Below are 18,822 nucleotides of genomic sequence, written 5' to 3'. Positions count from 1 at the left end.
TCTGCAACGGCGCCGCGAGCCACGGCGCGATGCGCGCCGCGTCGCGCCGCCGTCAGAATCACCGTTGCCGGCTCGCGGCCGGTACGCTCGGCCAGCTTGCGCCGCTGCCCTTCTATCGCGCCCACCAAAGCCGCCATCGCGCCGCTGGCCAGCGCGTCCGGCGTGCCCTGCGGGAATGCCACCACTTCGCCGGCCTGCCGGTTCAGATTGGCGGTGCCTTGCGCCAGGCTATGCAGCATCAAGCCATGGCCTGGCAGGATCAGCCCGCCCAGGTAGTCGCCCTCGGCCGTCAGCGTCTCCACCGTCAGCGCGGTGCCGGCGCAGGCGACGATGTCGCCGCGGCAGATCTCGCGGGCGGCCAATACCGCCAGCCAGCGGTCGGCGCCTTGCTCCGCGGTGTTGCGATAATGGTTACAGACCTCGCCAAAACGACGTTCCGAATGAACGCGATGCAGCGCGCATGGCACGGCCGCCGCCAGGCCGTCGGCCACTTCGCCGCGCGCCACCGACGACATCCAGGCGCCTTCCAGCGGCAAATCGCGCCAGGCGTCCGCCAGACCAGCCAGCTCATGATGCTCGGCCGCGCCCTGGGCGACGCAATCCGCGCCCTGGTATACCGCCCATTTGACCCGGCTATTGCCGGCGTCTATCAGTAATTTCATCGGCGTTCCCTTAAACTGACTTCGCCGATATGGAAAGTCCGCAAGCCTTGCGCCGTCTCAGCTGCAAGGCGCCGTTGTCCGCCACGCCGCAGGCGATGCCGTCCACCGGCTCGCCATGCGAGAAGCCCAGCCTCACCGCCGCGCCCTGATGGGCGGACAGCCGCCACCACTCCTCGCGCAGCGGCGCGAAACCATGGCGGCCAAAATCCGTCAGCACCCGCTCCAGCTCGTTGAGCAAGGCCGCCAACACGCGATTGCGCTCAGGCGCGATGCCGGCTTGCTCCAGCGTGGCAATCGGCTGATCCACCTCGCCCGGATCGGCCACATTGATGCCGATGCCCACCACGACTGCGGCCGGCCCCAGCGCGTCGCCGGACAACTCAATCAAAATCCCGGCCAGCTTGCGGCCATCCAGCAGCACATCGTTCGGCCATTTCAACTGCACCGGCGCGCCCAGGCTGCGCAAAGCGCGCGCCAAGGCCACCCCCACAGCCAGAGACAAGCCTGCCAGCTCGGCATGCCGCGATTGAACCGCCACAGCAGCGAGAACGTCAATCCCGCTCCCAGACGCGCCTGCCAGCGGCGCCCCAAGCGGCCCCGGCCAGCCGTCTGCAATTCGCACGCCAGCACCAAACCATGCAAGCCGCCATTGCCGGCGCGCGCCATCAACTGGCTATTGGTGGAGTCGGTCCGCTCCGCCACCGCCAGTGTGAACGTCTCCGCCGCCGCCTCGTCCAAACCGGCGCGCACCGCCGCCACGTCCAGCCAGGAGAACGGCTGGGCCAGCTTGTAACCCTGGCCGCGCACGCTGAACACCGTCAGCCCCAGTTCGCTCTCGATGGCGTGCACCGCCTGCCAGACCAGCGTGCGGGAACAGCCCAGCGCCTGGGCGATGTCTTCGCCGGAGTGAAAACGGCCGTCCGACAAGTGGCGCAGCACCGCGAAGGCATGCTCGCTCACGCCTTGTCCTCGGCGGCGCGAATCTTGTTCAGCGTCTTGGTGGTGGAAGTATCGAACAGAAAAGGGATGGAATGCACCTGCCCGCCGCGCGCCAACGTCTGCGCGCTGCCGACTATCTTGTCCACGCTCCAGTCGCCGCCTTTGACCAGCACGTCCGGTTGGACCTGCTCGATCAACTCGGCCGGCGTATCGGCATCGAACCAAGTCACCAGGCTGACGCTCTCCAGCGCCGCCAGCACCGCCGCGCGATCATATTCGTTGTTGATCGGCCTGTCGTCGCCTTTGCCCAGGCGCTTCACCGAAGCATCGGTATTCAAGCCTAGCACCAAGCTAGCGCCCAGCGCGCGCGCTTGCGCCAGATAAGTCACGTGGCCGCGGTGCAGAATGTCGAAGCAGCCATTGGTGAATACCAAGGGGCGCGGCAGGGCCGCCAGCTTGTCGGCCAACTGCTCCGGCGGGCAAATCTTGTCTTCAAACGACGGCAACGGGTAAGTCATGCATGTCCTTGCGTAAAAGCCGGCCGGCGCGGCGGATTACCGCCCCATCAATCGCCTGGCCGCCAAACGGGTAAGTTGCGAAGCATACCACCGTAGCCGCTCCCGCCCAACACCCAGAAACGCCAAAGCCCCGGCAGAGTCTGTCGGGGCGGGTGTCGCGCATTCGGCGCACGCAAAGCGCAAAGCCCAGCTCGGTTGAGCTGGGCTTTGTCGTATCGGGCGTCTGGCGGTGTCCTACTTTCACATGGCGAATGCCACACTATCATCGGCGCTAAGGCGTTTCACGATCCTGTTCGGGATGGGAAGGCGTGGGACCACCTCGCTAAGGCCACCAGACATAAACTGTACAAACTGCAAGAAGCCTGAACCAGAGTCGCTCTCTGATTCTGAATATTCGGTATTTGATGTTCTTCGCACATCCACTCTCGTCACTTAGCCTCGCTAAGCCACTCAAATGATAGGATCAAGCCTCACGAGCAATTAGTATCGGTTAGCTTCACGCCTCACAGCGCTTCCACACCCGACCTATCAACGTCCTGGTCTCGAACGACTCTTCAGGGAGGTCAAGCCTCCAGGGAAGTCTCATCTTCAGGCAAGTTTCCCGCTTAGATGCTTTCAGCGGTTATCTCTTCCGCACTTAGCTACCCGGCGATGCGACTGGCGTCACAACCGGTACACCAGAGGTGCGTCCACTCCGGTCCTCTCGTACTAGGAGCAGCCCCCGTCAAACTTCCAACGCCCACTGCAGATAGGGACCAAACTGTCTCACGACGTTTTGAACCCAGCTCACGTACCACTTTAAATGGCGAACAGCCATACCCTTGGGACCGGCTACAGCCCCAGGATGTGATGAGCCGACATCGAGGTGCCAAACACCGCCGTCGATGTGAACTCTTGGGCGGTATCAGCCTGTTATCCCCGGAGTACCTTTTATCCGTTGAGCGATGGCCCTTCCATTCAGAACCACCGGATCACTATGTCCTGCTTTCGCACCTGCTCGACTTGTCGGTCTCGCAGTTAAGCTACCTTTTGCCATTGCACTATCAGCACGATTTCCGACCGTACCTAGGTAACCTTCGAACTCCTCCGTTACACTTTGGGAGGAGACCGCCCCAGTCAAACTGCCTACCATGCACTGTCCCCAATCCGGATCACGGACCAAGGTTAGAACCTCAAAGGGGTCAGGGTGGTATTTCAAGGTCGGCTCCACCAGAACTAGCGTCCTGGCTTCTTAGCCTCCCACCTATCCTACACAAACCACTTCAAAGTCCAATGCAAAGCTACAGTAAAGGTTCACGGGGTCTTTCCGTCTAGCAGCGGGGAGATTGCATCTTCACAAACACTTCAACTTCGCTGAGTCTCAGGAGGAGACAGTGTGGCCATCGTTACGCCATTCGTGCGGGTCGGAACTTACCCGACAAGGAATTTCGCTACCTTAGGACCGTTATAGTTACGGCCGCCGTTTACCGGGGCTTCGATCAAGAGCTTGCACCCCATCACTTAACCTTCCGGCACCGGGCAGGCGTCACACCGTATACGTCCACTTTCGTGTTGGCACAGTGCTGTGTTTTTGTTAAACAGTCGCAGCCACCGATTCTCTGCGACCTCTCAAAGCTTCGAACGCGAAGTCCTACACTCTAAGAGGCATACCTTCTCCCGAAGTTACGGTATCAATTTGCCGAGTTCCTTCTCCTGAGTTCTCTCAAGCGCCTTAGAATTCTCATCCTGCCCACCTGTGTCGGTTTGCGGTACGGTTCTTGTGTAGCTGAAGCTTAGTGGCTTTTCCTGGAAGCGTGGTATCAGTCACTTCAGGTCCGTAGACCCTCGTCATCACGTCTCGGCCTTAAGGGGCGGCGGATTTGCCTACCACCCCAGCCTACCGGCTTAAACAGACTATTCCAACAGTCTGATGACCTAACCTTCTCCGTCCCCACATCGCACTACACAAAAGTACGGGAATTTTAACCCGTTTCCCATCGACTACGCTTTTCAGCCTCGCCTTAGGGGCCGACTCACCCTACGCCGATGAACGTTGCGTAGGAAACCTTGGGCTTTCGGCGAGCGGGCTTTTCACCCGCTTTATCGCTACTCATGTCAGCATTCGCACTTCTGATATCTCCAGCATCCCTTACGAGACACCTTCACAGACCTACAGAACGCTCCCCTACCACGCATCGGCTTCCCTTAGCCTGCTTGTTTCCCTCATGGCCTGGCGACCATTGGGGTGGGCTTTGTCATCGCTTCGCGATGACAAGCTTGCAACAAGCTAAGGTGAAGCCGACGCATCCGCAGCTTCGGTTATCAGTTTGAGCCCCGTTACATCTTCCGCGCAGGACGACTCGACCAGTGAGCTATTACGCTTTCTTTAAATGATGGCTGCTTCTAAGCCAACATCCTGGCTGTCTAGGCCTTCCCACTTCGTTTACCACTTAACTGATCATTTGGGACCTTAGCTGGCGGTCTGGGTTGTTTCCCTCTTGACGATGGACGTTAGCACCCACCGTCTGTCTCCCATGCTCGCACTTTCCGGTATTCAGAGTTTGCCATGGTTTGGTAAATCGCAATGACCCCCTAGCCATAACAGTGCTTTACCCCCGGAAGTGATACATGAGGCACTACCTAAATAGTTTTCGGGGAGAACCAGCTATCTCCGAGTTTGTTTAGCCTTTCACCCCTATCCACAGCTCATCCCCTAGTTTTGCAACACTAGTGGGTTCGGACCTCCAGTGCGTGTTACCGCACCTTCATCCTGGCCATGGATAGATCACTCGGTTTCGGGTCTACGCCCAGCAACTAAAGCGCCCTATTCGGACTCGGTTTCCCTACGCCTCCCCTATTCGGTTAAGCTCGCTACTGAACGTAAGTCGCTGACCCATTATACAAAAGGTACGCAGTCACGGAACAAGTCCGCTCCCACTGTTTGTATGCATCCGGTTTCAGGTTCTATTTCACTCCCCTCCCGGGGTTCTTTTCGCCTTTCCCTCACGGTACTGGTTCACTATCGGTCGATCACGAGTATTTAGCCTTGGAGGATGGTCCCCCCATCTTCAGACAGGATTTCGCGTGTCCCGCCCTACTTCTCGTATGCTTAGTACCAAGAATGCGTTTTCGTGTACGGGGCTATCACCCACTATGGCGGTCCTTTCCATAACCTTCCACTAACGCAATCTCTATCACATACAGGCTGTTCCGCGTTCGCTCGCCACTACTTACGGAATCTCGGTTGATTTCTTTTCCTTCAGCTACTTAGATGTTTCAGTTCGCTGAGTTCGCCTCCTCAGACCTATGTATTCAGTCTGGGATGACCCCTAAGGGCCGGGTTTCCCCATTCGGATATCGCGGGATCAAAGCTCTATTGCCAGCTCCCCCGCGCTTTTCGCAGGCTTACACGTCCTTCATCGCCTGTGATCGCCAAGGCATCCACCAGATGCACTTAGTCGCTTGACCCTATCATTTCAGTAACCTAGATCACTAAAACAACAAGTGTGTTTGTGCGACGACTGCACCGCCCCTTTTGAGTTGGCGACGCAGCCTTAGATACAATCAAATACCCAAGATGACGATTTGTCCGCGTAAAGAGTTAACTCTACGCTTTCATTTCGCCGTCTTATATATTCGGCTTCTTCAGTTTGTTAAAGATCGGGCGTTTTACAACGCAAACAGAATCAAACTTCTCAATTCGATTTTGTTTGCGGTGTGGTGGAGGATGACGGGATCGAACCGACGACCCCCTGCTTGCAAAGCAGGTGCTCTCCCAACTGAGCTAATCCCCCTCTTTTTGGGTGATGCTGCGTTGCTCAGTCGCTCATGTGCATAAGCACATGTCGCTCCCTCGCGCCTTGCCTGACCCAAAAAATACTGGTGGGTCTGGTAGGACTCGAACCTACGACCCCTGCGTTATCAACACAGTGCTCTAACCAGCTGAGCTACAAACCCAGTAGTCGCTTCATACCACATCCTTTTCGATCAAAATCAAGCAGATCCAGGCGAAAGCTGACGACGTGTACATCCAGTACACGAGGAGGCTTTCAACGCAGAGCTGCGCAGATTTTCATCGAAAATGCCCTTAACTTGAATAACCGATAGGCTGTAAGTACTTGACGATCGCCTTCTCTAGAAAGGAGGTGATCCAGCCGCAGGTTCCCCTACGGCTACCTTGTTACGACTTCACCCCAGTCATGAATCCCACCGTGGTAAGCGGCCTCCTTGCGGTTAGCCTACCCACTTCTGGTGAAACTCACTCCCATGGTGTGACGGGCGGTGTGTACAAGACCCGGGAACGTATTCACCGCAGCATGCTGATCTGCGATTACTAGCGATTCCGACTTCACGCACTCGAGTTGCAGAGTGCGATCCGGACTACGATCGGTTTTATGAGATTGGCTCCACCTCGCGGCTTCGCGACCCTCTGTACCGACCATTGTATGACGTGTGAAGCCCTGCTCATAAGGGCCATGAGGACTTGACGTCACCCCCACCTTCCTCCGGTTTGTCACCGGCAGTCTCATTAGAGTGCCCAACTTAATGATGGCAACTAATGACAAGGGTTGCGCTCGTTGCGGGACTTAACCCAACATCTCACGACACGAGCTGACGACAGCCATGCAGCACCTGTGTTACGGCTCCCTTTCGGGCACCAAGCCATCTCTGGCAAGTTCCGTACATGTCAAGAGCAGGTAAGGTTTTTCGCGTTGCATCGAATTAATCCACATCATCCACCGCTTGTGCGGGTCCCCGTCAATTCCTTTGAGTTTTAACCTTGCGGCCGTACTCCCCAGGCGGTCAACTTCACGCGTTAGCTACGCTACCAAGGATTCAAACCCCCAACAGCTAGTTGACATCGTTTAGGGCGTGGACTACCAGGGTATCTAATCCTGTTTGCTCCCCACGCTTTCGTGCATGAGCGTCAGTGTCATCCCAGGGGGCTGCCTTCGCCATCGGTATTCCTCCGCATCTCTACGCATTTCACTGCTACACGCGGAATTCTACCCCCCTCTGACGCACTCTAGTCGTGCAGTCTCCAATGCCGTTCCCAGGTTGAGCCCGGGGCTTTCACATCAGACTTGCACAACCGCCTGCGCACGCTTTACGCCCAGTAATTCCGATTAACGCTTGCACCCTACGTATTACCGCGGCTGCTGGCACGTAGTTAGCCGGTGCTTATTCTTCCGGTACTGTCATCCCCGCCAGGTATTAACCAGCGGGATTTCCTCCCGAACAAAAGTCCTTTACAACCCGAAGGCCTTCTTCAGACACGCGGCATGGCTGGATCAGGCTTGCGCCCATTGTCCAAAATTCCCCACTGCTGCCTCCCGTAGGAGTCTGGGCCGTGTCTCAGTCCCAGTGTGGCGGATCATCCTCTCAGACCCGCTACTGATCGTCGCCTTGGTGAGCTCTTACCTCACCAACTAGCTAATCAGACATCGGCTGCTCGTATAACGCGAGGCCTTTCGGTCCCCCGCTTTCCCCCTCAGGGCGTATGCGGTATTAATCCGGCTTTCGCCGAGCTATCCCCCATTACACGGTACATTCCGATGCATTACTCACCCGTTCGCCACTCGCCACCAGGAGCAAGCTCCCGTGCTGCCGTTCGACTTGCATGTGTAAAGCATGCCGCCAGCGTTCAATCTGAGCCAGGATCAAACTCTTCAGTTCAATCTCATAGCAAATTTTCTGGCACGCAAGTTCAAAGAAATAACTGGTATTTCCTATCTCTTGCAGTGCAAGTTTTTGGCTTTCGCCAAGCACTTACACCTATCGGTTATTCGTTCTATTAAAGAGCGGTGCTGGTCGCTGCGACCGCCGCCGGAACCTGTTTCGTTCGGCCTGTTTCGTTCGCTGCGTCAGCTGAGGAGACGAACTATACCTGCCCCCTCACCCTCGGTCAACAGGTTTTTTGAGAAAAATGCAGGTTTTTTACGAGATGTCGCGCAAACGCCTGATAAGCAACAATATATGAATATGAAATTATTTATTTCCCGTCAGAACCGTCCTTAGAAAGGGCCAGCAGACCGTGTGTGCTTATGGCTTGAAATGCAAAAAGCTCCCTCGAAAGGGAGCTTTTTGCACAGATAGCCGGTTTTGCAACTTATCTATATAGAGAGATCAGCTGCGGTAGTCGGCATTGATGCGGACATACTCATAGGAGAAGTCGCAGGTCCACACCTTGGCGCAAGCCGCGCCGCGTCCCAACTCGACACGCACGGTGATCTCGCTCTGGTTCATCACCGCCTGGCCCTGTTCCTCGCGGTAGTCCGGATGGCGGCCGCCGTCGCAGGCCACCAGCGCATCATCTAGATAGAGAGACAGTCGATCGACGTCGAGATCCGCCACGCCGGCATAGCCGATGGCCGCCAGCAGACGGCCCAGATTCGGGTCCGATGCGAAGAAGGCCGTCTTCACCAACGGCGAGCGGGCGATGGCGTAGGCCACATCCTTGCACTCGGCCACCGAGCGGCCGCCATTGACTTCGACGGTGATGAACTTGGTGGCGCCCTCGCCATCGCGCACGATGGCCTGCGCCAGTTCGATGGCCACTTCCAGCAGCGCCTGTTTCAACTGCAGGTAGGCCGGCTGTTCGACGGAGTCGATCAGCGCGGCTTCGCTCTTGCCGGTGGAAATCAGGATGAAGCTGTCGTTGGTGGAGGTGTCGCCATCGACGGTAATGCTATTAAAGGACTGGTCCGCCACTTCCTTGACCAGTTGATTCAACAGCGGGCGGGTGATCGCGGCATCGGTGGCGACAAAGCCCAGCATGGTGGCCATATTCGGATGGATCATGCCCGATCCCTTGGCGATGCCGGTGATGGAGATTTTCTTGCCGTCGATTTCCAGCGTGCGGCTGGCCGCCTTGGCAATGGTATCGGTGGTCATGATGGCCTGGGCGGCCTCGGCCCAGTCGGCCTGGCGCAGCGTCGGCAACGCCTGGAGGATCTTGTCGGCCGGCAGCGGCTCCAGGATGACGCCGGTGGAGAACGGCAACACCTGCTCCACTTGCAGCTGGTTTTGCTCCGCTACCGCCTGGCAGACAGCCAGCGCGCGGTTGTGGCCATCCACGCCGGTGCCGGCGTTGGCATTGCCGGTGTTCACTACCAGCGCGCGAATCTGCACTCCTGCGGCCAGATGCTGCTGGCACAGCCGCACCGGCGCCGCGCAGAATCGGTTGCGGGTGAACACGCCGGCTACGGTATTGCCCTTGTCCAGCTTCACCACCAGCACGTCTTTGCGGCCCGCGGTCTTGATGCCGGCTTCGGCCACCAGCAGCTCGACGCCGGCAATCGCCGGCAACTGGCCGGCTTGCGGCGGGTTCAGATTCACTGCCATGGAATTCTCCGAATTTACAAATATGCGACCAATTGTATAAGAATATGGTCAAGCACGGCGTAACAAAACGTCCTGCGCGGTTTGGGCTTTAGCCCTGCGCCGCGCGCAGGCAATCCAACAGCGCGTCGCCATAGCGGGCCAGCTTCAGCTCGCCCAAGCCGTAGATGCGTTGCAAACCGGCCAGGCTGTCCGGCCGCTTTTCCACCAGATCGCGCAGCGTGCGGTCGGAAAACACCGCGTAGGCCGGCACATTGTGCTCGTCGGCCACCTGGCGGCGCCAGCGGCGCAACGCCTGCCACAACCGCTCCTCGCGCTCGGTGCGCAGCCAGCGGTCGGCGCCGCCGCTGCCGCGCGATTTCTTCTCGTCGGCCAACGGCCGCAGATAGATGGTCTGCTCGCCCTTCAGCAGCGGCCGGCAGGCATCGGTCAGCACCAGGGACTGGCCGCGGGCGATGTCCACCTGCACCAGCTGGCGCGCCACCAGTTGGCGGACGATGGAGCGCCACCAGCGCTGGTTCATGTCCTTGCCTATGCCGTAGGTGCTGAGCTGATCGTGGCGGTGATGGCTGATGCTGGCATTCTGCCGACCCAGCAGCACGTCGATGACGTGGCCGGTGGGGAAGCGCTGACCCACTCTATAAATACAGGACAGCAACTTGCGCACCGATTCGGTGGCGTCGTAGGTGATCGGCGGATGCAGGCAGTTGTCGCAATGGCCGCATGGTTTGCTCGTCTCGCCGAAGTGCGCCAGGATGTGCTGGCGGCGGCAGCCGGCGGTTTCGCAGAAAGCCAGCATCGCATCGAGCTTGGACAGCTCAACCTGTTTCTGCAGCTCGGCCATCTCGCCGCCTTCTATCATCTGCCGCAGCTGCACCACATCGTTCAGGCCGTAGCACAGCCAGCTGGCTGAGGGCACGCCGTCGCGGCCGGCGCGGCCGGATTCCTGGTAGAAGTTTTCCGGGCTTTTCGGCATGTCGATGTGGGCGACGAAGCGCACGTCCGGCTTGTCGATGCCCATGCCGAAGGCGACGGTGGCCACCATCACGATGCCGTCCTCGCGCAGGAACAGCCGCTGGTTGGCTTCGCGCTCGGCATGGCTCATGCCGGCATGGTAGGCCAGCGCCTCGATGCCGTTTTCGCGCAGCCACTGCGCGGTATCCTCCACTCGCTTGCGCGACAGGCAATAGACGATGCCGGTGGCGCCCTGATGCTCCTGGCGTATGAAATCCAACAGCTGCTTCTTGGCGTTATGCTTTTCCACTACCTGATAGAACAGATTAGGCCGGTCGAAGCTGGACAGGAACACCCGCGCCTCGGCCAGCTTCAAGTAATGGATAATGTCGAGCCGGGTCTGCTCGTCGGCGGTAGCGGTCAGCGCGATGCGCGGCACCTGGGGGAAGCGTTCGGCCAGCAGACCCAGTTGCTGGTACTCCGGCCGGAAATCATGGCCCCAGTGGCTGACGCAGTGCGCCTCGTCTATGGCGAACAGCGCGATCTTCAGCTGCGACAGGAACTCCAGAAAGCGCGGCGTCAGCAGCCGCTCTGGCGCCACATACAATAGATCGAGCGTGCCGGCGCGCGCCTGGCGGGCGATGTCGCGCGCCTCGTCCGGCCCGGTGGCGGAATTCAGGCAGGCCGCCGCCACGCCCAGCTCCTGCAGGGTTGCAACCTGGTCCTGCATCAGCGCGATCAGCGGCGACACCACGATAGCCACGCCGTCGCGCAGCAGCGCCGGGATCTGATAGCACAGGCTCTTGCCGCCGCCGGTGGGCATCAATACCAGGGCATGGCCGCCCTGCGCCACCTGATCGACGATCTCCAGCTGCTGGCCCCGGAATTCCGGATAGCCGAAAATATGATTAAGGATGGAGACTGCGTCGTGCATGCCGGAAGAAACGCCTTGCGGGAAAAGAGGTATTGTACGGCAAGCGTCCGCCGCGGGGGACGATAGGCAAAAAAAGTGGCCGCCCGGGGAGGCGGCCATAAGTTGGATGGAGACAATGTGAAACGAAGAGGAAAAATGCTCTCGCACTGTGAAAGACTCCCCCTGCCCGAGTTAAGTTCCAAAATTCTTGAAAATTTCTGCCGCATCGCGGCTGCGGTTCCCCGCCGCCCCTCCGCCATGCGACACTTGCGGGAAATTCCGGAGACCCTGATATGCGTACCCAAATCGCCTCCCTGCTCGCCCTGACGCTGCTGGCGGGCTGCGCCGCCACGCCACAGCAGTCCACCACGGCGTCCCAGACGGCGGCCAAGCCCGCCTCGGCCGCCGCGCAACCGGCCAGCGCCGATTGGCAAAACCTGGGCGTTTCGCCCAATGGCAACATCCTCAATGAGCTGGACCTGCTGTCGATCAAGCGCCAGGGCGCGCTGGCGACCTTCCGCGACCGCAAGACCATCTTCAATCTGAAAAAAGAGAACTTTCTGACCACGCCTCGGCACAAAACATCGCTGAACACTTGGCAGATCGATTGCTCGCAGCATACCTTCCGCTTGCTGGACATGACCTTGTTCGATGAAAACGGCCGGCAGATCGCCAGCTTCACCTATAATGACGCACAGATAAAATCCATGCCGGTTGTGCAGAATTCCGCCAGTTATCAACAAATGCTGCTGGTCTGCAAAGGGCAGCCCGGCTTCTGAGCCTGTCGCCGCACCGCTATCAACAGGAGTCAGTCATGACCATCCGACGCGTGGTATTCAATCAGAAAGGCGGCGTGGGCAAGTCCACCATCGCCGTCAACCTGGCCGCGGTGGCGGCCAGCCAGGGGCGCCGCGTGCTGCTGATCGACCTCGATCCGCAAGGCAACGCCAGCCAGTACTTGCTGGGAGAGGCCGCGGCGGTCGGCTCCCCCAGCGTGGCCGACCTGTTCCAGCAGATGCTCAATATCTCGCTGTTCGGCAAGGAGCCGCATGAATTCGTCCGCGACACCGCCATCAGCGGCCTGTCGCTGCTGGCCTCGCACCCGGAGCTGGCCGAGCTGATGGGCAAGCTGGAATCGCGCTACAAGATGTTCAAGCTGAAAGAAGCGCTGGACCTGTTGGCGCCGCATTACGACGAAATCTGGATCGACACGCCGCCGGCGCTGAATTTCTACACCCGTTCCGCGCTGATCGCGGCCGATCGCTGCCTGATTCCGTTCGACTGCGACGCTTTCTCCCGCCATGCGCTGTACAACCTGAAGGCCAGCGCCGACGAGATCCGCGCCGATCACAACCCGGCGCTGTTCATAGAAGGCATCGTGGTCAACCAGTTCCAGCCGCGCGCCAGCCTGCCGGTCAAGCTGGTGGACGAGTTGAAAGCCGAAGGCCTGCCGGTGCTGGTCTCGCCGCTGTCGGCCTCGGTCAAAATCCGCGAATCGCACCAGGCCGCGCGCCCGATGATCTTCCTGGACCCGCGCCACAAACTGTCGCGCGAATTCGAGGCCCTGTATCAAGAACTAAGCGAACGCTGACGGGGCTAATATGCCGCGGTTGAACCGCCTCTCCGTGCTGCTGCTGGGCATCGCGCTAAGCGCGGCCCTGCTGCTGACTGAATACTGGCTGCTGCTGGAACACGACCGCGGCGAGCGACAGCAGCAACAGCAGCACTGGGGCTCGCTGGCCACCAGCCTGGTGGTGCTGCAGCTGGGCGATGCGCTGGAACACTCGCGCATCATGGCGCAACAACTGATCAACGGCGATCCAGCGCATGCTTTTCAGCAACTCGCCCGCAGGGTCGCGCGCGACGATAGCCCGTTTGCCGGCATTGGCACGGTGGTCCTGGTAGAGCAGAACCAGCGCGAGGCATTCGAGAACCGTATCGCCACCGGCATACGCTATCTGCAAAACCAGCACCTGGTGCCCAGCCCAACGCAAATGCAGTATTACCCGGTGGCCAGTTATCTGCCGGATGATGCCAACGCCTTGCCGCAAGGCCTGGACCTGAGCCACCAAGGCGACACCAAGTGGCTGCTCGATTTGGCGCGCCGCAGCGACCTGCCTATGCTTCTGCCTAGCCAGGGCGCCGGTTCCGGCAACCATCGGCTTGATATCGTCACGCGGCTGGGCGACGACCACACGCTGCTGCTGCTGAATCTGCGTCAGGAGCGGCTGACGCAGCCCATGGGCGACGCCTTGGCCGCAGACAACCCCTTGCATCACGTGCGGCTGCTGGTCTGGAGCAAGAATCAGCCGAACCTTCCCCTGCTGGACTCGCAACCAGGCAAGGCCATCCCTTCCGATGCGCCAAGCTTCTCGCGCCGCAGCACGGTGGGCGGCAACGAACTGTTGCTGGGCGCTTACGCGCTTGAGCCGATTCGCCCAGCGCTGCCGCCCTCCGCCTGGACCATGCTGGCGTCCTCCGCCGGCATCCTGGCGCTGCTGCTGTTGCTGCAACAGCGCCAACTGCGGCAGAACCTGCGCCTGAACAAGCAGTTGCAGCTACAGCAGCAACAACTGGAACAGAACACGCGCACCCTGAACGAGCAAATCAATGACCGGGTCCAGTCGGAACAGGCGCTGGCCCAAAGCGAGGCGCGCCAGCGCGCGATACTGCAAGCCAGCTCGGACGCCATCATTCTGATCGACCGCGGCGGGCACATCCTACAGGCCAACCCCGCGGCGGCCGGCCTGGTGGATCAGAGCGCGACCTCGCTGGAGCACCTGCCGGTAGGCGTGCTGTTTCCAGAGCTGTACAGCCGCAATCCCAACCAATCCTTCGAACAAACCGCCGTGGAACACGAGGGCCGACCATTCGAGGCCAGCCTGCTGCGCAGCGATGGCCAGTTGCTGCCCGTCGAGCTATCGCTAAGCCGCGTGGTGATGCCGGACGACTGGTTTTATGTCACCGTCTGCCGCGACATCACTGTGCGCAAGCAGCAGGAGGAAGCGCTGATCCGCCTGAAAAACAGCCTGGCCGAACAGGTGGAAGTGCAGAGCCAGCAACTATCGGCGCTGCTGGACGCCAGTCCGCTCGCGATGGCCTATATCGTCGATCGCCACCTGCGCCAGATCAACAACGCCTTTTTGGAACTGTTCCAGCAGCAGGGCCGCAACGTGATAGGCCAGCCTACCCTGCCCTATTTTGAAAATCCGGATCAATGGGAACGCACAGGCAAGGCGCTGTACAGCCTGCTCAACGACGGCAAGGTGGTGCAGACTGAAGTGCGGCTGCGCACCGGTAAGGGCAAGCTGTTCTGGTGCCGGCTGCACGGCAAGGCGGTGAATCCATCGGTGCCCAAGCTGGGCACCATCTGGGTATACCAGGACATTTCGGCGCAGCGCTCGATGGAAGACACATTGCGGCGGGCCAAGGTGCTGGCGGAGGAAACCAGCCGCGCCAAGACCGAATTCCTCGCCAACATGTCGCATGAGCTGCGCACCCCGCTGCACGCCATCCTCGGCTTCACCGAAATGGGGCAGCTGCGCGCGCGCAGCCTGGAAGATATCAAACTGGAGCAGTACTTCGGCCGCATCAATGCCAGCGGCAACCGCCTGCTGACCCTGCTGAACGACTTGTTGGACATGGCCAAGATGGAAGTGGGCCGCATGGACTATTCAATCAGCCGCAACAACCTCAGCCAATGCTTGCGCGACGCCTGCGATGAAATCACCCCGCTGGCCGGCCGCAGCCAGATCCGTCTGCAACTGGAGTGCGTTCCCGAGTTGCTGATCGCCGACATCGACCCTTTCCGCATCGGCCAAGTGATACGCAACCTGCTGTCCAACGCCGTGAAATTCAGTCCAGCCGGGGCCGATATTCAAGTGCACGCGAAATTGATCGAGCAAGAAGGCCGGGAATGGGCCATTGTCAGTGTAGAAGATGCCGGTCCGGGCATTCCGGAAAAGGAACTGGAAACCATATTCGACAAGTTCATCCAGAGCAGCACTACCAAGACCGGCGCCGGCGGCACCGGGCTGGGTTTGGCGATCAGCCGTGAAATCATCCATGCCCATCACGGACAGATCCGCGCGCAGAATCGGCCGGATGGCGGCGCCGTATTTACATTCTGCATCCCGCGGCAGTTTCAGCGGAACCTAGAGGAGGGACTCCCTGATGCCTCATAAACTCTTGCTCGTTGACGACGAGCCGTTCAACCTTGAGTTGATGTCCGAGCTGCTGCAGGATGCCGGCTATGAAACCCAGTTGGCGGAAAACGGCGAGACGGCCTGGGACATCCTGCAACGCGACGGCGAACAGTTCTCCACCATCCTGCTCGACAAGATGATGCCGGGCATGAGCGGCTTCGACGTGCTCAAGAAGATCAAGGCCGAGCCCAGGCTGGAGTTTCTGCCCGTCATCATGCAAACGGCGATGGGCGCCGCCTCCAGCGTGCAGGAGGGCTTGGCCGCCGGCGCGTTCTACTATCTGACCAAGCCGTTCTCGCGCGACATGCTGCTGGCCATCGTCGGCGCGGCGGTGGGCCACTGGGACCGCTACGCGCATTTCCGCGAACTGGCCAATCTGCACGTCGATGCGCTGCGCCATCTGCAAACCGCCCGCTTCCGCTGCCGAACCCACCGCGAAGCGCAGGCGATCACCGCCTTGCTGGCCAAAACCAGCCGCCAGCCGGAACGCGTGGCCACCGGCCTGTTCGAGCTGCTGGTCAACGCCATCGAGCACGGCAACCTGGGCATCAGCTACGAAGAGAAAAGCCAGCTGATTGCCGCCGGCACCTGGGAAAAGGAACTGGAAAACCGGCTGCAGGCCCCGGAGTACAGCGACCGTCAAGTCGCTTTGGAATTCGACCACCAAGGCCACCAGCTGCAATTCACCATCGAGGACATGGGGGACGGCTTCGACTGGGCGTACTATCAAAACGCGGAACCGGCCTCGCTGATGACCTGCCACGGCCGCGGCATCCTGATCGCCCGCAAGCTGTCGTTCGACAGCCTGCGCTACGAAGGCAAGGGCAACCGCGTGATCGCCGTAGTCAATCAGACGTGAGCGACTGGGCCGCGCAATCGCCGCGCGCCCGCCAATAGCGAGCCTGCCGCAGGCGAAGGCATTGCCAGTCCACCGCATCCGCCAATTCAAGGGTCAAGGCGCCATCCAGATCGGTACGCAGCAGCGCGATGCCCTGCTGCCGCAGACGATGCAGCACCGCCGGATGCGGATGGCGATAACGATTCATATAGCCGGCGCTGACCACGGCCAGCCGCGGCCGGACCGCCTTCAGCCAAACCTCGCTGCTCGAGGTTCTGCTGCCATGGTGGCCAGCGATCAGCACCGTGCTGCGCAAGCGCTCTCCATAATGCGCAACCAGCGCCTCCTCCACCTGCGCCGGCGCATCGCCGCTGACCAGCAGCGCATGCTTGGCGCCAGCCACCCGTAACACGCAACTATGCGCGTTGTCCTCCGTCGGCTGCATATCCGGCCATGGCGCCAGCACCTCGAAGCGCACGCCATCCCAGGTCCATGCATCGCCTTGCCGGCAAGGCCGGGCTGGCCAGGCAGGCAGCGTTTGCGGCTGCCCCGCCAGCAAACGCCGCGCCGGCATCTCACGCAACACGCCTTCCGCCGCGCCGTCATGATCCGCATCATGATGCGATAACAGCAAGGCATCCAGAGATGCCACCCCCAAGCCGCGCAACTGCGGCAGCACCACCCGACCGGCATCGCCGGCGCCGGTATCGAACAACAGCGCATGCCGCGTGGTCTGCACCAGCATGGACAGCCCCTGTCCGACATCCAGCACCGTCACCCGAAAGGCTCCCTCCTTGGGCCCCGCCGGACGATAAACCAGCGCGGGCAGCAACAACAGGCAGGCCAACCCCTTGCCCGACACCCCACGCGGGGCAATCAGCCAGACGCTGCCGATCGCGGCCGAAACCAGCAAGGGCCACGGAGGGCCGGCGACATGCCAGGCCGGACCTCGCGCCAGCCAATCCACTCCCCAGTAAAACCCATGAACCAATAATCCAGCCAAAGGCAGCAAACCATCCCAGGGCGACAACACCGCCAAAAGCGCGACGGGCGTCAACAGCAGGGACACATAGGGAATCGCCAGCGCATTGGCCAAGGGCGAGACCAGGGGAAACCCGCCAAACCAGGCCGCCAACGGCACCAGGCTGGCGACTGCCGCCGACCACTGGCCGCCCAGCGCGGCGCGCCAGGCCGCAGCCGGTCGTCTGCGCGCCCACGATCCAAACATCAGGGCGGCAACCAGGCCAAACGACAACCACAACCCCGGCGCCAGTACGGCAAAAGGGTCGAGCAGCAACACCAGCGCCAAGGCCAGCCACCAGGCCTGAAACGGCGATAGCTGACGGCGCAGCAACAGACAGCCGCCGCCGACCAGCAGCATGAACAAGGTGCGCTGCGTCGGCACCGAGAACCCCGCCAGCAGCGCGTAGCCCGCCGCCACCAGCCAGGCGACCGCCGCCGTGGCCACCCGCGGCGATCTAAACATGGGCCAGCGCCGCAGCAGCCAAGAAGCCGTCCAGGCGGCCAAACCGGCCAACATGGTGATATGCAGGCCGGAAATGGAAACGATATGGGTCAGGCCGGTGGCGGAGAACAAGCGCCAGTCCTCCCGCGCCACCCGCTGCTGGGCGCCGACGGTCAGCGCGGCCACCAGCGCCGACTCGCGCCCGACGCCGAGCACGCTCTCGATCCGCCCCACCTGCGCGGCGCGCCAGCCATCGACCCATGCCATCGCATCCGCGCGGTCCGCCAGGCGAAACCGTTCCTTGCCGGCCGAACCGCTGGCCAGCAACCCTTCCGACCACAGCCATTGTTCCGCATCGAAGCCAAACGCGTTGGCGCTACCGCGTCGCGGCTTGAAGCGGGCGGACAGTCTCCAACGGCTGCCTGGCGGCCAAGCTTGGCTTCGGTAATCGAATAACTGCACCCTGGGCGGCAACGATGCGCCTGGCGTCAACACACGCTCCACTTCCAGCGTCAGCCGCACGCCAAACTCGCCCGGGTCCGGCAAGCCCCGCACCGTGCCGATGAACTCAACCGGCTTTTTCGCCCATTCGGCCGCCAACTCCTGACTCATTCGCGCCTGCGCGCGCCAGTCGGCATAAGCCAGACCCAGCGTCAATGCGAAGAGAAAGACGGTGTACGGCCGCCAACGCGGGATTGTCCGCCACATCAGTCCAGCCGCCCCAACGATCCCTCCGGCGAGCACGCTGGTAGCCGGCAACTCGGACAGGAAAGCGCAGGCCACAATCCCAGCTGCCCACCCCATCAGTAAAGGCATGCCCGTCCCCCAGACATGGTTCCATCCTCGCCATCGCGCACTCCCCATCCGTCCTGCGCGAAGCTTTGGCTGTGGTTTAAATGCTTAAGTGAAACTACTTATCATAAATTATGACAATGACTATTGAATTAGCGTCCCCATGGGCTAAACCTATGTCAACGATGGATGTTTCTCCCCTGCCGGCAATTCCGC

11 protein-coding genes, 2 tRNA genes and 3 rRNA genes are annotated in these 18,822 nt (G+C 60.6%); 4 read left to right on the top strand and 12 right to left on the bottom strand.

Translation table 11 applies throughout. The features are described from left to right. The 11 genes from BI343_RS13810 to recQ all read right to left on the bottom strand — a co-directional run. Positions 1-662, bottom strand: a 662-nt coding sequence (locus BI343_RS13810; RefSeq protein ID WP_244886660.1) for a type III pantothenate kinase, incomplete at its 3' end; no start/stop codon positions are given. 10 nt (positions 663-672) lie between these two features. Next, positions 673-1,146: a biotin--[acetyl-CoA-carboxylase] ligase gene (locus tag BI343_RS20450; RefSeq protein WP_339375043.1), complete on the bottom strand. Its 474-nt coding sequence runs from the start codon at positions 1,144-1,146 to the stop codon at positions 673-675. After that, positions 1,098-1,622 carry an HTH domain-containing protein gene (locus BI343_RS20445; protein ID WP_244886658.1) on the bottom strand — a complete coding sequence of 175 codons (525 nt, stop codon included), beginning with the start codon at positions 1,620-1,622 and terminating at the stop codon, positions 1,098-1,100. The genes BI343_RS20450 and BI343_RS20445 overlap by 49 nt, the downstream gene beginning before the upstream one ends. Next, positions 1,619-2,119: a D-glycero-beta-D-manno-heptose 1-phosphate adenylyltransferase gene (gene rfaE2 / locus BI343_RS13800; protein ID WP_071109711.1), complete on the bottom strand. Its 501-nt coding sequence runs from the start codon at positions 2,117-2,119 to the stop codon at positions 1,619-1,621. Before rfaE2 ends, BI343_RS20445 begins: the two co-directional genes overlap by 4 nt. Positions 2,120-2,340: 221 nt before the next feature. Continuing rightward, positions 2,341-2,455 (bottom strand): 5S ribosomal RNA (gene rrf / locus BI343_RS13795). A gap of 123 nt (positions 2,456-2,578) precedes the next feature. Further along, positions 2,579-5,566: ribosomal RNA gene (locus tag BI343_RS13790) — 23S ribosomal RNA — on the bottom strand. Positions 5,567-5,816: 250 nt separating this feature from the next. Further along, positions 5,817-5,892, bottom strand: a tRNA-Ala gene (locus tag BI343_RS13785). An 86-nt stretch (positions 5,893-5,978) separates the two neighbouring features. Beyond that, a tRNA-Ile gene (locus tag BI343_RS13780) sits at positions 5,979-6,055 on the bottom strand. A gap of 181 nt (positions 6,056-6,236) precedes the next feature. Further along, positions 6,237-7,774 (bottom strand): 16S ribosomal RNA (locus tag BI343_RS13775). Together the 16S, 23S and 5S rRNA genes with 2 tRNA genes alongside form the textbook arrangement of a ribosomal RNA operon. Positions 7,775-8,224: 450 nt before the next feature. Continuing rightward, positions 8,225-9,442: a bifunctional glutamate N-acetyltransferase/amino-acid acetyltransferase ArgJ gene (argJ, locus tag BI343_RS13770; RefSeq protein ID WP_071110117.1), complete on the bottom strand. Its 1,218-nt coding sequence runs from the start codon at positions 9,440-9,442 to the stop codon at positions 8,225-8,227. A gap of 88 nt (positions 9,443-9,530) precedes the next feature. Then, on the bottom strand, positions 9,531-11,327 hold the full coding sequence (gene recQ, locus BI343_RS13765) for a DNA helicase RecQ (protein WP_071110116.1): 1,797 nt from the start codon (positions 11,325-11,327) through the stop codon (positions 9,531-9,533). A 272-nt stretch (positions 11,328-11,599) separates the two neighbouring features. Here recQ and BI343_RS13760 point away from each other — a divergent pair, with 272 nt between their 5' ends. Genes BI343_RS13760 through BI343_RS13745 form a run of 4 tightly spaced genes read left to right on the top strand, consistent with a single transcriptional unit; the run spans position 11,600 to position 16,370 of the window. Then, a complete protein-coding gene (locus BI343_RS13760) occupies positions 11,600-12,085 on the top strand; it encodes a surface-adhesin E family protein (protein WP_071110115.1) in 486 nt (161 codons plus the stop codon). 35 nt (positions 12,086-12,120) lie between these two features. Then, on the top strand, positions 12,121-12,897 hold the full coding sequence (locus tag BI343_RS13755; RefSeq protein ID WP_083340968.1) for a ParA family protein: 777 nt from the start codon (positions 12,121-12,123) through the stop codon (positions 12,895-12,897). Positions 12,898-12,907: 10 nt separating this feature from the next. Continuing rightward, positions 12,908-15,490, top strand: coding sequence for an ATP-binding protein (locus BI343_RS13750; RefSeq protein WP_071110114.1), 2,583 nt, complete (start codon positions 12,908-12,910; stop codon positions 15,488-15,490). After that, complete coding sequence (locus tag BI343_RS13745) at positions 15,480-16,370, top strand: ATP-binding response regulator (protein ID WP_071110113.1); 891 nt, start codon at positions 15,480-15,482, stop codon at positions 16,368-16,370. Before BI343_RS13750 ends, BI343_RS13745 begins: the two co-directional genes overlap by 11 nt. On the opposite strand, the gene BI343_RS13740 is transcribed toward BI343_RS13745, so the two are convergent. Further along, a complete protein-coding gene (locus BI343_RS13740) occupies positions 16,357-18,618 on the bottom strand; it encodes a DNA internalization-related competence protein ComEC/Rec2 (RefSeq protein WP_280513336.1) in 2,262 nt (753 codons plus the stop codon). The two genes, BI343_RS13745 and BI343_RS13740, sit on opposite strands and share 14 nt — an antisense overlap. Positions 18,619-18,822 lie beyond the last annotated feature (204 nt).

Origin of the sequence: Chromobacterium amazonense (assembly GCF_001855565.1) — a bacterium.
Taxonomy (GTDB): domain Bacteria; phylum Pseudomonadota; class Gammaproteobacteria; order Burkholderiales; family Chromobacteriaceae; genus Chromobacterium; species Chromobacterium amazonense.
This window is presented reverse-complemented; position numbering and strand designations above follow the sequence as displayed.

Excerpts from the sequence above, each read along its gene's own strand:
- BI343_RS13755 (WP_083340968.1), top strand. The coding sequence starts at position 12,121 with ATGACCATCCGACGCGTGGTATTCAATCAGAAAGGCGGCGTGGGCAAG.
- argJ (WP_071110117.1), bottom strand. The coding sequence starts at position 9,442 with ATGGCAGTGAATCTGAACCCGCCGCAAGCCGGCCAGTTGCCGGCGATT.
- recQ (WP_071110116.1), bottom strand. The coding sequence starts at position 11,327 with ATGCACGACGCAGTCTCCATCCTTAATCATATTTTCGGCTATCCGGAA.
- BI343_RS13745 (WP_071110113.1), top strand. The coding sequence starts at position 15,480 with ATGCCTCATAAACTCTTGCTCGTTGACGACGAGCCGTTCAACCTTGAG.
- BI343_RS13760 (WP_071110115.1), top strand. The coding sequence starts at position 11,600 with ATGCGTACCCAAATCGCCTCCCTGCTCGCCCTGACGCTGCTGGCGGGC.
- BI343_RS13750 (WP_071110114.1), top strand. The coding sequence starts at position 12,908 with ATGCCGCGGTTGAACCGCCTCTCCGTGCTGCTGCTGGGCATCGCGCTA.
- rfaE2 (WP_071109711.1), bottom strand. The coding sequence starts at position 2,119 with ATGACTTACCCGTTGCCGTCGTTTGAAGACAAGATTTGCCCGCCGGAG.
- BI343_RS13740 (WP_280513336.1), bottom strand. The coding sequence starts at position 18,618 with ATGGGGTGGGCAGCTGGGATTGTGGCCTGCGCTTTCCTGTCCGAGTTG.